The sequence below is a fragment of the Arthrobacter sp. efr-133-TYG-118 genome, assembly GCF_030209755.1.
Taxonomy (GTDB): Bacteria; Actinomycetota; Actinomycetes; order Actinomycetales; family Micrococcaceae; genus Arthrobacter.
In genome coordinates, this window is sequence record NZ_JARVRH010000006.1 from 55,705 (window position 1) to 71,159 (window position 15,455).

Sequence of the window (15,455 nt, forward strand, 5' to 3'; positions counted from 1 at the left end):
GGCAACAGCTACAGCCCCGGCTGGTCATCGACCGGCCGGGGCTGTAGCCTTTCCTGCGGCTTGGTGCCGGCCAAGGCGTTAGAGTTGTATAGCACGTCAATCACCCTAAGGAGGGGCCGTTGGGACTTTTGGAGACAATCCGGAACCCGCAGGACCTGAGCAAGCTCACCAGTCAGCAGTTGGAGCAGCTTGCAGGCGAGATCAGGACTTTCCTCATCACCAACGTCGCTCAAACAGGTGGTCACCTTGGACCGAACCTTGGCGTGGTGGAACTCACCATGGCCATCCACAAAGTCTTCGATTCGCCGCGCGACAGCATCGTTTTCGACACCGGCCATCAGTCCTATGTCCACAAATTGCTGACCGGCAGGCAGGATTTCAGCACCCTCCGGCAGCAAGGGGGCATGTCCGGATACCCCGATCGTGCCGAGTCCGAGCATGACATCGTCGAAAGCTCCCACGCGTCCTCTTCCTTGTCCTGGGCCGACGGTATCTCCCGCGCCCGCCAGTTGACCGGTGAGGGCGACCGCTGCGTTGTCGCCGTCGTCGGAGACGGCGCCTTGACGGGTGGCATGGCATGGGAGGCGATCAACAACATCGCCGCGGATAAACGGCGCCGCGTGGTGATCGTCGTCAACGACAACGGACGCTCCTATGCCCCCACCGTCGGCGGTGTGGCAGACTACCTCGCTTCACTGCGCCCCACGATCGACTCCCTCCGGGCCGCGCCCACCTACGAAGTCGTGTTGGACTGGTGGAAGAAGAAGCTTCAGAGCGGCGGACCCATCGGCCAGTTCACCTATAAGAGCCTGCATGCCATGAAGAAGGGCATCAAGGATTGGTGGGCTCCGCAAGGCATGTTCGAAGACCTCGGCATGAAGTACATCGGCCCTGTCGACGGCCACAACATGCGGGCCCTTGAGCACGCGCTCACCACTGCCCGCAATTACGGCGGTCCCGTGATCGTCCACGCGATGACCGAAAAGGGCCACGGTTACGCGCCTGCCCTCGCCAACGAGGCGGACCAGTTCCACGCCGTCGGGATCATCGATCCCGAGACCGGCGAACCCACCGAAGCCGGAGGAGCCCGGTCGTGGACATCGGTGTTCGCCGAGGAAATCGCGGACATTGCCGACGAGCGCGAAGACATCGTAGGCATCACGGGGGCCATGCTGATCCCCGTCGGATTGCACAAGTTCGCGGAACGGCACCCGGAACGGGTGATCGACGTCGGCATCGCCGAACAGCATGCCCTCACCTCGGCCGCCGGCATGGCCTTCGGCGGACTGCACCCGGTCGTCGCCGTTTACGCGACGTTCCTGAACCGCGCCTTCGACCAGCTCCTCATGGACGTTGCCCTGCACAAAGCCGGAGTGACGGTGGTGCTGGACCGCGCCGGCGTGACCGGTCCGGACGGAGCGAGCCACCACGGCATGTGGGACATGGCGATGGTCCAGATCGTTCCGGGGCTGCATCTCGCGGCTCCGCGCGATGCCAGCCGCCTGCGGGAAGAGCTCCGCGAGGCGGTTGCCATCGCCGACGCACCCAGCGTGGTGCGCTTCTCCAAGGGCAGCGTCGGAAGTGAGATCGAAGCGATCGAACGGCTTTCCGACGGCGTCGACGTGCTGGCGCGCCGCCCCGAAGGCTCCACGGAGAACGATGTCCTGATTGTCAGCGTCGGCGCGATGTCCGAGCTCGCCCTCGACGTCGCGTCCCGGCTCGGATCCCAAGGCATCAGTTCCACCGTGGTGGATCCGCGGTGGGTCCTGCCCGTACGCAAGTCCATCATTGCCCTCGCAGCCCGGCACCGATTGGTGATCTGCATCGAAGACGGCGTCCGAGCGGGCGGCGTTGGATCCCGGATCCGCCAGGAGATGCGCGCGGCCGGCGTGGACACGGCCCTTAACGAAGTGGGGCTTCCAGTCGAATTCCTCGACCATGGAACCAGGAGCCAGGTCCTTGAGCGGGTGGGGCTTACCGCCCAACAGATAACGCACGACGTCGTTGCGCAGGTTCTGGGGACAAAGGTGCCTTTCGCGCGGCCCCTGCCGGGACAAGAACATCCCAGCACAGGCAGTATCCCCAAGCTGTGAACGGCCTGTTCCGGCCGCTATCAAACATACACAGGCACCCTTCGACGGCACAGGTCCAAACAAGACCTGCGCGGAGTGGTTCAGAAAAGGACGGGCATGAGCGGCATCATCCGCACGTATAAGCGCGACGACGAAGCCGTCCTGCATTTCCGGGAGGCTTGGTATGACGACGAATTCAAGCAGTTCGTCATCAACCACGGGGTCGTAGGACACCAGAGCAGTACTGACGAAACCGACGTCGAGGACGAATCCGCCGTCGAAGGGCTCATGACCGCCTTTGCCGCACAATGCGAAGAGGACGGTTATGCGGAGATTCCCGAAGAACAGCAGTTCTGGGTGGTCGCGCAGATCGCCCTGAAGACGAAGGACGGCACCGACCGCGACCGCTACCTTGAACGCAAGGCCAAGGCCGCTTTGACGAGCGAACTGGCCTGGCGGGGCCTGGGTACCGTGGATCGATCCGAAATCGGCGACTCGAAGCTCAACATTTTCTGCCTGTGCCCGGACGTCAACAAGGCCGTCAACGCCATCAAGGTGTGCATCCGGGGGGAAGACCTGGACTTCACCAAGCTGAGCATCGCGGCAGCACCCCATGCCGAACCCGCCGCATTCAAAGTGAAACACTCGCCGAAAACCGGCGCGGGCTTTACTCTCTAAGGACCATACCTCCGCTTCGAAGGGACACACATGGCGCCCAAGAGCAACTGGCCCGGACACACTCCGCTGCCCAAGGGCTTGTCCGCTCCCGCACGAAGGGCACTCGCCCACGAGGGCCTGGAAACCTTGGAACAGCTCGCCGAATTCGGTGAAGGGCGGGTGGCGGCCCTGCACGGCATGGGCCCCAAGGTCATGGCCCAGTTGCACGACGCGATGGAAGAGGCAGGAATCGCCTTCGGATCCTGAGCGGCAGGTCGGCCACCGCGGGCGTTGTAGGGTGAAACCATGACTGAATATCGCCGTCTTGGAAATTCCGGATTGACCGTCTCAGTAGTCGGTTTGGGGTGCAATAATCTCGGCCGGGCCAATACGGCCACGGAATCGCAGGAGGGCACCAACGCGGTAGTGCATGCCGCTTTGCATGCTGGCGTGACCCTGTTCGATGTTGCAGACGTCTATGGCCGGGAGCCCGGCCTCAGTGAGACCATGCTGGGTGTCGCCCTGAAAGGCCGCAGGGACGATGCCATCGTGGCCACGAAATTCGGCATGGACATGCACGGCGCCAACGGCAACGATTTCGGTGCCCGGGGATCGCGGCGCTACATCATCCAGGCCGCCGAGGCTTCGCTGCGCCGCCTCGGCACCGACTGGATTGACCTGTACCAATACCACACCCCGGACCCCCTCACCCCTGTCGAGGAGACCCTCGCCGCGCTCGACGACCTCGTGACAAGCGGCAAGGTCCGGTACCTCGGCCATTCCAACCGCGCAGGCTGGCAGATCGCCGAGGCCGAATACGTCGCCCGGATGCAGGGCGGTGCGCGGTTCATTTCGACCCAGAACCACTACAACCTGCTGGACCGTCGCGCGGAACTCGAAGTGCTGCCGGCCGCCCAGGCCTTCGGGCTCGGTGTCCTGCCGTATTTCCCCTTGGCGAACGGCCTCTTGACGGGCAAGTATGCTCCAGGCAACGCACCGGAAGGATCGCGCCTCAGCCACACGCGGACCAACATGGTCAACGACGCCGACTGGGTCCAGCTGGGCCGGTTCAGCCAATTCGCCAAGGAGCGGGACCTGAACGAATTGCAGCTGGCCTTCTCCTGGCTGGCCGCCCAGCCCGCAGTCAGCAGCGTGATTGCCGGTGCCACCCGCCCCGCGCAAATCACCGAAAACGCGAAAGCCGTGCGATGGGTACCCACGGCGGAAGAGCGCGCCGAACTGGATGACATCTTCCCCCGTACGCCCAAGGTTGCCCTTTTCTAAGGAGGGTTCCATGAGCGGGGAGCAGGCAGCGGCTGCAGGCCGGCGCGAGTCCGTGAGCTTGCTCGTGGACTGCGACACGGGAATCGACGACGCCCTCGCCTTGGCCTATCTGTGCAGCCAGCCGCAGGTGGAGCTCGTTGCCGTGAGCAGCACCCCGGGCAACGTCGCGGCGGAGCAGGTGGCACGCAACAACCTGTCCCTGCTCGAGTTGTGCGGCCGCCCCGACGTGCCCGTCGCCATCGGTGCCCGGGCTCCGCTGCGGATCCCGCTGACCACCACGCCGGAAACCCACGGGCCGCAGGGCATCGGCTACGCCGAGCTGCCGGAACCGCGTGGAAAAGTGCACGACGTCGACGCCGTCGAGCTCTGGGTCGAAGCGGCCCGGTCACGGCCGGGGGAGCTGACCGCCCTGCTGACAGCGCCCCTCACCAACTTCGCCCTCGCCCTGCGGGCCGAGCCGCGCCTACCGGAGCTGCTGCGCGGCGTCGTGATCATGGGCGGCAGCTACTACTACCAAGGCAACACGACACCCACGGCCGAATGGAACACCCACGTTGATCCGCACGCAGCGGCCGAGGTGTTTGCCGCCTTCGGCGGACTTCCTGAGGAACGCCTGCCGGTGGTGTGCGCCCTGGAGACCACGGAACGGATCGAACTGACACCCGGACACGTGGCCGCACTGGCTTCCGAGGCAGCCTGCACGGAGCCGGAACTAGTCCTTCCCGAACAGTCTGAGGGGCGGCGCAGCACCGCTTCGAACGAACTAGTGCGGCACATCAGCGATATGGTGCGCTACTATTTCGAGTTCCATCGCCATTACGGCCAAGGCTACGTGGCGCATATCCACGACTACTTCGCCGCGTCCGTCGCCGCCGGCACCGCCAGGTACCGCACCCGCACGGCAACAGTCCACGTCGAGACGACAGCCCCGAGGCTCATTGGAACCACCGTGGCGGACTTCCGCGGACTGTGGGGCGAGCCTCCCAACGCGCGCATCGTCTCGGAGAACCACCCGGGGGAGGCCTTCGCTGAACTGGTGAGCTCATTGGGCGGCCTTGCTCGGCGACTGTCGGACACTACTGGACGGCAGGGTTAGCCCGCGTTCGGCCTCGAAGCGACACCGGGTGCGAGGAAGCGTTTGCCGTTGACACGCTCGGAGGCGCCCACTCGGTCCAAATAGGGTGTGATCCCGCCCAGGAACATCGGCCAGCCGGCACCGAGGATGACGCAGAGATCGATGTCTTCAGGTCCGGCCACCACGCCTTCGGAGAGCATTAGCCCGATTTCCTCCGCCAATGCGTCCTGCGTGCGACGCAGGACTTCCTCGGCCGTGGAAGGCGTGGTGCCGAAGGACATGAGCGCCAACGTGTCGGCAGGGATGACCGGCGTTCCCTCAGGACCAGGTGCCCAAAGTGACTTCACGCCATTGTCAACCAACTTCTGCAGGTTCTGCGATACCGCGAAACGCTCGCCGAAGGCGGCGTGCAGCGATTCCTGGACGTGCTGGGCGACCGGAAGCCCCACCATCGCGCTGAGGGTGAACGGGCTCATTGGCAGGCCCATGGGGCGCAGCGCCGAGTCGGCGACTTCCGCCGGCGTTCCTTCGTCGAACGCGGCAATGACTTCGCCCATGAGCCGCAGCAAGATCCGGTTGACGACGAAAGCGGCTGCGTCCTTGACCAGCACGGCTGTCTTCTTCAAGCCCTTGGCGAGCTCGAACGCGGTGGCCAGCACGGCATCGTCGGTCTTCGGAGCACGCACGATTTCCAGGAGCGGCATGACCGCAACCGGGTTGAAGAAGTGGAAACCGACCAGGCGCTCCGGGTACTGCAGGTCTTCGGCCATCGCGGTCACGGACAGCGAGGAGGTGTTGGTCGCGAGGATGCATTCGGGGGAGACGATCGCTTCCACTTCCGCGAAGACCTGCTTCTTGACATTGAGTTCTTCGAAGACGGCTTCAATGACGAAGTCGGCATCGGCGAATGACGCTTTGGAGACGGATCCGGTGACCAGGGCTTTGGTCCGGTTGGCGGCGTCGGAGCTGATCCGCTTCTTGCCGAGCAGCTTGTCCACCTCCGCATGGACGTAGGCAACTCCTTTGTCCACGCGCTCCTGGTCGATGTCCGTCAGGACGACGGGCACTTTGAGCTGGCGTGCGAACAGCAGGGCGAGCTGGCTCGCCATCAGACCGGCCCCGACGACGCCGATCTTCGTCACTGGACGTGCGAGCTTGCGGTCGGGCGCACCGGCAGGCCGCTTGGACCGTTTCTGCACGAGGTCCAGAAAGGCATAGACGGTGGAACGGAACTCGTCCGTCTGCATCAACTCTGCGAGCGTCTCGCATTCCAGGGCCGCGGATTCCGCCTTGCCCATGGTCCGGTTGGCCTCGAGGATGTCCAGGACCTTGGCCGGGGCCGGGGATGCGTTTGAGGTCTTGGCTTCCACGAACGCGCGGCCGGCTGCCACCGCGCCGGCCCAGCGTTCGGCAACGGCGGTATCCGCCGGATCCACGGAGTTGCTCCGTTCCGGGGCGGCCTCGCCCGCGATCACCTTCGCAGCCCAGGCAATGGACTGCTCCACGAAATCCGCGGGCTCGAAGATGGCGTCGGCAATGCCTAGCTGGAAAGCCTGGGGGCCGGTGAGCGTGCGGTTGTTGCTCAGCGGGTTCTCGATCATGACCTTGACGGCGTTTTCCGGGCCAATGAGTCGCGGCAGGATGTAGACGCCGCCCCAGCCGGGGACGAGCCCGATGAAGGCTTCGGGCAACGCGAGGGCGCCCGCGCCGGTCGAGACCGTACGATACGTGGACTGGAGGGCGATTTCGAGGCCACCACCGAGCGCGAGGCCATTGATGAAGGCGAAGCTCGGAACACCCAGGTCGGCGAGCGTTGCGTAGACGTCGTGCCCGAGCTGGGCCATCCACAGGCCGTGTTCGCGCTCTTCTAGCCGCTTGACTGCTGAGAGGTCCGCTCCGGCCGCCAGGAAGTACGGCTTGCCCGTGACGCCGACGCCGACGATCCCGCCGCGCGCAGCGCGATCCTTGAGCCCTTCAAGTACCGTCCCGAGCTCGACGAGGGTATTTGGTCCAAGGGTGGTGGGCTTGGTGTGGTCCAGGCCGTTGTCCAGGGTGATCAAGGCGAACGTTCCGGCGTTGCCGGGGAGTTCGATGTCCTGGACATAGGAGTGGGTCACTGTCTCGTCCGGGAACAGTCCGGCCAGTTTCTGGAATTCGGCGGCGCTCATGCTGCGGCTCCCTTGCTCTCGGTGTCGACAGAGGTCTCTGTTGCGCTGTCGTAGTCTCTGTAGCTGTTGTAGCCGGGGTGGTGCGGGTTCTCCCAGATTACTGTGGCGCCCATTCCCAGGCCGATGCACATGGTCGTTATGCCGTACCGGACGGACGGGTCTTCTTCGAACTGGCGCGCCAATTGGTTCATGAGCCGCACGCCGGACGATGCGAGGGGATGCCCGACGGCGATCGCCCCGCCGTAGCGGTTGACGCGCGGGTCGTCGTCGGCGATTCCGAAGTGGTCCAGGAAGCTCAGGACCTGAACGGCGAAGGCCTCGTTGATCTCGAAGAGGCCGATGTCCTCGATGCCCAGTCCGGCGTTCTTAAGGGCCTTCTCGGTGGCCGGGACCGGTCCTATGCCCATGACTTCGGGTTCGACCCCGGCGAAGGCATAGGAGACCAGGCGCATCTTCACGGACAGGCCGAGCTCCTCGGCAGCTTCGGCGGACGCCAGGACTGCCGCCGTCGCGCCGTCGTTCAAGCCGGCGGCATTGCCTGCGGTGACCCGGCCGTGGGCCCTGAACGGGGTGCGTAGCTCCGCGAGGTCATCCACCGTGGTCCCTGGGCGCGGCGGCTCGTCGACGGTGTTAACCGTCCAGCCTTGGCCTGGCTTCATCGTGGCGACCGGGACCAAGTCGGGCTGGATCTGGCCCTTGCCGTAGGCCGCAGCAAGTTTTGCCTGGGATCCCGCGGCGTAGGTGTCCGTTCGCTCTTTGGTGATCGAGGGGAAACGGTCGTGCAGGTTCTCGGCGGTGTTGCCCATGTTCAAGGCGGCTGGATCCACGATCCGCTCGGACATGAACCTGGGGTTGGGATCCGCGCCCGCGCCCATGGGGTGGTTGCCCATGTGCTCCACACCGCCGGCAATCACGACGTCGTACGCGCCGAAACCGATGCCGCTCGCCGTCGTCGTGACCGCGGTCATTGCTCCGGCGCACATGCGGTCGATCGCAAAGCCGGGCACGCTGCGGGGGAGGCCGGCCAGGAGGGCGGCGGTGCGGCCGATAGTCAAGCCCTGGTCGCCGGTCTGCGTCGTGGCGGCGATGGCGACTTCGTCAACGCGCTCGGCGGGCAGGCCCGGGTTGCGGCGCATCAGTTCGCGGATGCACTTGACCACGAGGTCATCGGCACGCGTGCCCGCATAGATGCCTTTTTCGCCCGCTTTGCCGAACGGCGTCCGGACACCGTCCACGAAGACGACGTCGCGGACTGCCCGCGGCTTGGCACTGTTCCCGGTGTGGCTCATGTGTGGCTCCTCCTTGAGACATGGATGCCGGACAGCCCTCGTAGGGGAAGCCGGTGTCATTTACCGCCATGTTACTCGCCGGTAACTTAGCGCGCAAGGAGTTCAATACCGATCCTCGCTCACGTATGAAGGGTTTCCGACGGACCCTCGCTCAGGTATGAAGGGTTCCCGGCGGACGCTCGCTCACGTCATTAAAAAATGCACTTGGAGAAGGGCCGGTATGTGAGCGAGGGTCTCAAGAGCAGTCGGGAACCTCGGGCTAAGGGGCCGGGGTCCGTTCCTTGGAAACCGGGCTCCGTGGCTCTTTGGGTTCCTTGGGCGGTAGCGGTTGCGGATTCAGTGACGCCTCGGCGAGGATCGGCGCCGTGATGGCGATTTGCCAGTCGCGGGCGCCGAGCGCGCGCAGTTCTTCCGACACGGACTCCACAGTGATGTCCGACGGCGGCCGCCACAGCACGCGCCTCATGTAATCCGGAGTAAGCAGGTTTTCCACGGGAAGCTTGAGTCCATCGGCCGCCTCCTGAAGCCGGGGCCGGGCAGTCCCCAGGCGCGCCGCCGCTTCGGGATCCCGGTCTGTCCAGACGCGCGGCGGCGGGGGAGCGTTGGTTGGAAGATGCAGCGGTGGGAGGTCTTCGGTGTTCCTCGCACCAGCAATGCAGCGCAGCCAGCGTGGCGCTTCGCGCTGCGCGGCCCGCCCGTGGAAGCCCTTGGTTGCCAGGAGCTGCGGAACAGTTGTGGGCATGGCCTTGGCCGCGGCGACCAGGGCGGAGTCGGGAATGAGGCGGCTCGGAGCAACATCCCGTTTCCGCGCGAGCTGGTCACGTTCGTACCAAAGCTCGCGCACGGCAGCCAACTGACGGCGGTCACGGATCTGGTGCAGTCCGGAGGTCTTGCGCCACGGGTCAACCCTCGGGGCTGGAAGGCCTGCTCCGAGGATGCCGGCGAATTCCTGTTCGGCAAATCCCAGCTTGCCGTCGGCTTCCAGGAGTTCGATGAGTTCTTCGCGCAGTTCGGCGAGCACCTCGACGTCGAGGGCCGCGTACCGCAGCCAGGGTTCGGGGAGGGGCCGGGTGGACCAGTCGGCGGCCGAGTGTTCCTTGGCGAGGCCGAAGCCCAGGAGCTGCTCGATGACGGCTGCCAGGCCCACGCGGGGCAGTCCGGCAAGGCGTGCGGCGAGTTCCGTGTCGAAGAGCTTGTCGGGCCACATGCCGAGCTCGGCCAGGCACGGAAGGTCCTGCGTGGCGGCGTGCAGGATCCACTCGACGCCGCGCAGCGCTTCATTGATGATTTTCAGGTCATCGAAGGGCTCGGGGTCGATCAGCCAGGTGCCTGCGCCGTCGCGCCTGATCTGCACGAGGAAGGCACGCTGCCCGTAGCGGAAGCCGGAGGCACGTTCGGCGTCAACCCCGGCGGGTCCGGATCCCGCGGCGATGGCAGCAGCGCATCGCTCCAGGCCGGCCATGGTGTCGATGACAAGGGGCACGCCCTCGCGCGGGGCATCCAGATCGATGATCTCGGGTATCCGGCCTTCGAAGCCGTCTACCGTGATGTGTGGTGTGGGATCAGCAGCCGGAGCGCCGGCTGTGGTGGGTTCCAGATTTTCAGGGGTCATGGTGCCTTCAGTTTACCGACTCTGCGCGGGGCCGGTCCGGCCAGGGATTCGAGCGGCTTTCACGGACTTCATGTGAGCCGCCGATTAGGCAGGGGAATGACGCCGGGAGGCAGGGGAGGGAGCCCCGCGAACGTGCAGACCATGTCGCACCATGCCTCCAGATGGGCCTGGACATCCGAAGACGCAGGCGTCCACGAGGCACGGAGTTCGATGTCGATGGTTTCCGGTCTTTCGGCCAGCGTCCCGAAACTCTCGGACAGGATGCGTGTGGCAGTTCCGCCCGCCGCGCGGTACTGGGCCGAATGGTTCTCGAGGGCGTCCACGAGCCATGTCCAGGCCACGGAACCCAGCATGGCGTCGTTTCCCATGTCGGCTTCCAGCTGCGCCCGGATGTAGGTGACGATCCGGAATTCCCCGTCCCATACAGCCGAGCCGTCGGGATCGTGGAGCAAGATGAATCTGCCTGTTGCGAGCTCATCGTCTTCATCATCGGCCGTTCCGGGGGAGCCCAGGGTGTTCTCGCTGGAGAATGCCATGGCCGCGGGGCCATGGACAGGGCTCCGGCCGGGACGCGTCGACCGGCTGAAGACCTCTGCCCCCAAGGCCACGGCGTAGGGGGCCAAGCGGGAGGGTGCCGGGATTTCCGCGAGCCGCAGCTCACTCCGGCACTTTGCTTTTCGTAGCGTTCCCAACGCATGCAAGAAATCCGCGGGAACCTGTGCGAGTGCGTTCACCTTCGCAGATTATGTGTCAGGGGCGGCGAAACCTTGAAGCCACGCCGCCCCGCCGGGTGCCCTATGCGGACGCCAGTTCGCGCTTGATTGCGGCAACGAAGGAATCGATGTCCTCTTCGGTGGTGTCGAAGGAACACATCCAGCGCACCTCGCGGTTCGCTTCGTTCCAGTCGTAGAACTTGAACGAGGAGCGGAGGCGATCGGCGACGCCGGCGGGAAGCACCGCGAAGACGCCGTTGGACTCCGTGGCCTGCGTAGGCTCCACGCCCTCGATGGAGTCGACCGCCGTACGGAGCCGTGAGGCCATGGCATTTGCATGTTCCGCAGAGCGAAGCCACAGCCCGGACTCAAGGAGCGCGATGAACTGGGCCGAAATGAAGCGCATCTTGGAGGCCAGTTGCATGTTCATCTTGCGCAGGAACTTCAGCCCATGGGCGGCCTCCGGATTAAGGGCGACTACTACTTCGCCGAACAGCAGCCCGTTCTTGGTGCCGCCGAAGGACAAAATGTCCACGCCGGCGTCGCGGGTGAACGTCCGCAACGGCACGCCAAGGTGGGCGGCGGCATTGGCGAGCCGGGCGCCGTCCATGTGGAGTTTCATGCCCTTGGCATGGATGTGGTCGGCGATCGCCCGGATTTCTTCCGGCGTGTAGCACGTGCCGAGCTCCGTTGTCTGCGTGATGGAGACGGCAAGGGGCTGCGCACGGTGCTCGTCGCCCCAGCCCCACGCTTCGCGGTCGATCAATTCCGGAGTCAGCTTGCCATCAGACGTCGGGACCTGGAGGAGCTTGATGCCGCCGATCCGCTCCGGCGCCCCGTTCTCGTCCATGTTGATGTGCGCGGTCGAGGCGCAAATGACCGCGCCCCAGCGCGGGAGCAGTGACTGCAGGGACAAGACGTTCGCCCCGGTGCCGTTGAAGACGGGGAAGCACTCGATGCCGGTGCCGAAGTGCCGCTCCATGACTTCCTGGAGCCGTTCCGTGTACTGGTCCTCCCCATAGGAGACCTGGTGGCCGCCATTGGCTGCGGCGAGGGCCGCCAGGATTTCAGGGTGGACGCCTGAGTAGTTGTCCGAGGCGAAACCGCGGACGGAGGGATCGTGGAGTCGCCCACTGGTTTCCGTTTCGAGGGCAGCCGGGAATTCTTTTGTAGTGCTCGTCACTTGTTCATTCACGCTTTCAGTCTATTTGGCCAGGAGGAGGCGCTGTCCGTTCAGTTCCGCTGCCGGCTTGTCGAAGAGCCCGACGGCGGCCGCCGCCAAGTCTTCAACGTCCGTGTATCCGGGGAATTTCCGCTCCGGATGTTCCCTTCGCATCGCCGCGTCCAGGAGTGACTTCACCACAAAGACCACGGCGGCGCTGTGCTGCTCCACGGGTTCGTCCTTGATTCCGGAGTTTCCGGATTGATCACGACGGAACCCGTCGGCCACCGCCAGGGTCCAGGTCTCCGCGGCGGCTTTGGCCGCCGCGTAGGTGGCGGCTCCTGCGGTAGGTGCGGCGACCGCCGTCGAACTCACCATGGCGAAACGTCCCGTGGGGGAGGAGGCGAGATCCTTGTAGAAGACCCGGGAGACGTTTCTCAGGGTGGTGATGGCGCTTTGCTCAAGGGTGGACCAGTCTTCGTCCGGTTGGTCCTCGATTCCCTTGGCGCCGCGCCACCCTCCCACCAGGTGGATGACGCCGTCGACCCTTTCCGAGCTCCCGTGGATCTCCGATGCGAGCTCGCGCACGGACTCCAGCCGGGAAAGATCGCACACCAGGGGAGTGACGTCGTTGCCCGCTTCGGCCGCGGCGGCCCTGATGCGGGCTTCGTTCGAGCCGATCGTGAAGACGCGGTGCCCGGCCAGCGCGAAGGCGCGGGCTACAGCGATCCCGGAGGAGTTGCTGCCACCGGTGACGACGACGGTCAGCGGTCCGCCGGTCATGACGCTGCGGTCTGCCCGGTGATACCGGTGGTTGATTCGATGATGGGACGCATTTTCTTCTCCAGTGCTTCGTAGAACATGGACAGGGGGAATTCGTCGTCGAGGACCTGGTCGGTGAGGCCGCGGGGCGGCCCGTCGAGCGGCAGTGCCTCTGGGCCCTTCGCCCAGACCGAAGCCGGGTGGGGAGTGACCGTACCGGAAATGAGCTTATACGCTGCGAGCCAATGGGCAGCCTTGGGGCGGTCGATCGAGCGCCAGTACAGTTCTTCGATCCGGGCACCGAGCTCGATGACGACGTCGGCGGCTTCGTCCCAGTCGATGCTGAGCTTGCTGTCGGTCCAGTGCAGGACGTGGTGCTGGTGCATCCACGCGAAGAGGAGCTGGCCACCCAGGCCGTCGTAGTTGCGGACCCGGTTGCCCGTGATCGCGAAGCGGAAGATACGGTCGAAGATGACGGCGTACTGGACGAGCTTCGCGTGGCGGCGGGCGTCGGGCGAAGCGTCCTCGTCCTTCTCGATCCGGACGGATTCGCGGAAGGCTGTCAGATCGCAGCGGAGCTCCTCGAGCGAATAGAGGAAGAACGGCATCCGCTGCTTGATCATGAACGGATCGAAGGGAAGGTCGCCGCGCATGTGGGTGCGGTCATGGATCAGGTCCCACATGACGAACGTCCGCTGTGTGAGTTCCTGGTCATCCAACAGCTCGGCGGCATCTGCGGGGAGCTCAAGGGATGTGGTTGCGGCAGCTGCCTTGAGGACACGGCGGAAGCGTGCGGCCTCGCGGTCGGCGAAGATGGCGCCCCACGTGAAGGCAGGCGTTTCCCTCACTGCAACGGTCTCGGGAAAGAGCACGGCCGAATTGGTGTCGTACCCGGGGGTGAAGTCCAGGAACCGGATAGGTACGAACAGCTTGTTGGAGTATTCGCCGGCCTCCAATGCGCCGATGAACTCGGGCCAGATCACCTCGATCAGGACTGCTTCCACAAGACGGCTCGTGCTGCCGTTCTGGGTGTACATGGGGAACACCACGAGGTGCTGGAGCCCGTCTTCGCGGTGTTCCTGCGGCTGGAAGGCCAGCAGCGAGTCGAGGAAGTCCGGGACTCCGAACCCGGCGTCGGCCCAACGGCCGAAATCCGTGACGAGGAGTTCGAGATACGCAGCGTCGTGCGGGAACGCAGGAGCCAGGCTCTTGATGGCCTCCACGATGGTGGCTGTGTACGCCCGGGCAGCCTCGTGGTGGAGGGAATCCTGGATGGAACCATCCTGGCCCTGGAACGCCTGGAGGGCAGTGGCTGCGGCCTTCAGGGAGATCCAGTCCCGGTTGTCCGAGGTGATGCGCGGACGGGTGGTGGTAACGGTGGTGGTCATCGTTGACGGTGCCTTTCCTCAAGAATCATTGTTCTGAGGGGAGCGTAGCAAGCGGCCAGAGTCTCTAATTCAAAAGTGGCTCGAGCATAAGAAACTCTTGTTCAAATGGTTCCGACAGCCCCCGGAAGATCCAGCCCGGGGAGGGCTGGCCTTGGGGGACTGCCGGAAGTTTGGCCTTGGCTTGGGAGCTTAGGCCCGGACTTACCGCCCGGGACTACTGCCCGGCCGGGGACTCGACAAGCTTGAGTGAAACGGAGTTGATGCAATACCGCTGGTCAGTAGGTGTGCCGTAGCCCTCACCCTCGAAAACGTGTCCCAAGTGTGAATCGCAATTGGCACAGCGGACCTCCACCCGCTCCATTCCCAAAGTACGGTCATGAATGTACCGGACGGTGCCTTCCGCGAGCGGTGCCCAGAAGGACGGCCAGCCGCAATGGGAATCGAATTTCTCGTTGCTCGTGAAAAGCTTTGCGCCGCACGCCCGGCACTGGTACACGCCTGCTGTATGGGTGTCCCAGTACTCACCCGTGTACGGGCGTTCCGTTCCGGCCTGGCGAAGGACCCTGAACTCCTCCGGGGTAAGTTCCTCGCGCCACTCCGCATCCGTTTTCTCCACGCATCGCCCGTCCTTCGGGACATCCTGGAGGGGAACCCCGGCCAAGGGGTCCGCGGCCTGGAAGTACTTCTTGTTGTCTGCAGTGCTCATGCTCTCTCAACGCTCACGAGTCGCCGATAAATCCCGAGCCCGCATAGAGATGCAGCACGGGCAGCCCCAACTGGTCCTGGGCTTTGTTCGCCCAGTCTGTGTGGAAGGTATCGGCAATCGCGTGCGGGCGGGTGACCACTACGGCCTGTGCCGCATTGAGCGCCTTGACTTTGGACACCAAGCCCGCCACCGCGCCGCCGTCGACGATTTCACCGGTCACCCCGCCGCCCAGCCCATCCAAGGCCGCGAGGGATGCCGACAAGGCCTCCGCAGCCTGGGCCCGCTCCGATTGTGGATCCGGTGCCTCTGCGAGCAGATCCCTGAATGCCTTGGCTATGTCAAGCAAGGAGAGGTTCTCGAGGAAGTCCACCAATAAGTGCCGTTCGGTGTTCGCAGGCACCAACACCACCAGGGGCGAGTCCCCGCCGTCGATCAGTTTGGCGATATTGACGCGGTCGTCCGGGCCGAGAGGCTCTTCGGTAAGGATGACGATTGGTTCACTCATGGCTACAGCGTAGACCTGAGCCGCGCCGGGAGGCATGGTTTAGCGCGGCAATTCTGTTCTCG

At 64.8% G+C, this 15,455-nt stretch carries 14 protein-coding genes; 5 read left to right on the top strand and 9 right to left on the bottom strand.

Going from position 1 to position 15,455, the window contains the following annotated elements; genetic code table 11:
* Positions 1 to 119: 119 nt before the first annotated feature.
* The 5 genes from dxs (at position 120) to QRN59_RS05335 (ending at position 5,109) form a co-directional block, all read left to right on the top strand.
* Entirely contained in the window at positions 120 to 2,093 is a 1,974-nt protein-coding gene (dxs, locus tag QRN59_RS05315) for a 1-deoxy-D-xylulose-5-phosphate synthase (protein ID WP_284981471.1), read from the top strand.
* A gap of 96 nt (positions 2,094 to 2,189) precedes the next feature.
* Positions 2,190 to 2,750 (top strand): hypothetical protein, encoded by a 561-nt coding sequence (locus tag QRN59_RS05320; protein WP_284981472.1) that lies wholly within the window; start codon positions 2,190 to 2,192, stop codon positions 2,748 to 2,750.
* A 30-nt stretch (positions 2,751 to 2,780) separates the two neighbouring features.
* Entirely contained in the window at positions 2,781 to 2,996 is a 216-nt protein-coding gene (locus tag QRN59_RS05325; RefSeq protein ID WP_028266791.1) for a helix-hairpin-helix domain-containing protein, read from the top strand.
* Positions 2,997 to 3,035: 39 nt separating this feature from the next.
* The gene (locus tag QRN59_RS05330) at positions 3,036 to 4,013 is read left to right on the top strand and encodes an aldo/keto reductase (protein WP_284981473.1); all 978 of its coding nucleotides are present in this window, start codon (positions 3,036 to 3,038) and stop codon (positions 4,011 to 4,013) included.
* A gap of 10 nt (positions 4,014 to 4,023) precedes the next feature.
* The gene (locus QRN59_RS05335; RefSeq protein ID WP_284981474.1) at positions 4,024 to 5,109 is read left to right on the top strand and encodes a nucleoside hydrolase; all 1,086 of its coding nucleotides are present in this window, start codon (positions 4,024 to 4,026) and stop codon (positions 5,107 to 5,109) included.
* Here the strand turns inward: QRN59_RS05335 and QRN59_RS05340 are convergent.
* The 9 genes from QRN59_RS05340 to QRN59_RS05380 all read right to left on the bottom strand — a co-directional run bounded on the left by QRN59_RS05340 (position 5,106) and on the right by QRN59_RS05380 (position 15,393).
* Positions 5,106 to 7,256 carry a 3-hydroxyacyl-CoA dehydrogenase NAD-binding domain-containing protein gene (locus tag QRN59_RS05340; protein ID WP_284981475.1) on the bottom strand — a complete coding sequence of 717 codons (2,151 nt, stop codon included), beginning with the start codon at positions 7,254 to 7,256 and terminating at the stop codon, positions 5,106 to 5,108. The two genes, QRN59_RS05335 and QRN59_RS05340, sit on opposite strands and share 4 nt — an antisense overlap.
* Positions 7,253 to 8,545, bottom strand: coding sequence for a thiolase family protein (locus QRN59_RS05345; RefSeq protein ID WP_284981476.1), 1,293 nt, complete (start codon positions 8,543 to 8,545; stop codon positions 7,253 to 7,255). The genes QRN59_RS05340 and QRN59_RS05345 overlap by 4 nt, the downstream gene beginning before the upstream one ends.
* A 259-nt stretch (positions 8,546 to 8,804) precedes the next feature.
* Positions 8,805 to 10,157 carry an HRDC domain-containing protein gene (locus tag QRN59_RS05350; RefSeq protein WP_284981477.1) on the bottom strand — a complete coding sequence of 451 codons (1,353 nt, stop codon included), beginning with the start codon at positions 10,155 to 10,157 and terminating at the stop codon, positions 8,805 to 8,807.
* Between the two features lie 68 nt (positions 10,158 to 10,225).
* Positions 10,226 to 10,891: a DUF3000 domain-containing protein gene (locus tag QRN59_RS05355; RefSeq protein WP_284981478.1), complete on the bottom strand. Its 666-nt coding sequence runs from the start codon at positions 10,889 to 10,891 to the stop codon at positions 10,226 to 10,228.
* 61 nt (positions 10,892 to 10,952) lie between these two features.
* Positions 10,953 to 12,065 carry a threonine aldolase family protein gene (locus tag QRN59_RS05360; RefSeq protein ID WP_284981479.1) on the bottom strand — a complete coding sequence of 371 codons (1,113 nt, stop codon included), beginning with the start codon at positions 12,063 to 12,065 and terminating at the stop codon, positions 10,953 to 10,955.
* A gap of 9 nt (positions 12,066 to 12,074) precedes the next feature.
* A complete protein-coding gene (locus tag QRN59_RS05365; protein ID WP_284981480.1) occupies positions 12,075 to 12,815 on the bottom strand; it encodes an SDR family NAD(P)-dependent oxidoreductase in 741 nt (246 codons plus the stop codon).
* Positions 12,812 to 14,182, bottom strand: a complete 1,371-nt coding sequence (locus tag QRN59_RS05370; RefSeq protein ID WP_284981481.1) for a DUF6421 family protein — start codon at positions 14,180 to 14,182, stop codon at positions 12,812 to 12,814. The genes QRN59_RS05365 and QRN59_RS05370 overlap by 4 nt, the downstream gene beginning before the upstream one ends.
* Before the next feature lie 214 nt (positions 14,183 to 14,396).
* Positions 14,397 to 14,888: a peptide-methionine (R)-S-oxide reductase MsrB gene (gene msrB, locus QRN59_RS05375; protein ID WP_284981482.1), complete on the bottom strand. Its 492-nt coding sequence runs from the start codon at positions 14,886 to 14,888 to the stop codon at positions 14,397 to 14,399.
* Between the two features lie 13 nt (positions 14,889 to 14,901).
* Positions 14,902 to 15,393 carry a hypothetical protein gene (locus QRN59_RS05380; RefSeq protein ID WP_284981483.1) on the bottom strand — a complete coding sequence of 164 codons (492 nt, stop codon included), beginning with the start codon at positions 15,391 to 15,393 and terminating at the stop codon, positions 14,902 to 14,904.
* Positions 15,394 to 15,455 lie beyond the last annotated feature (62 nt).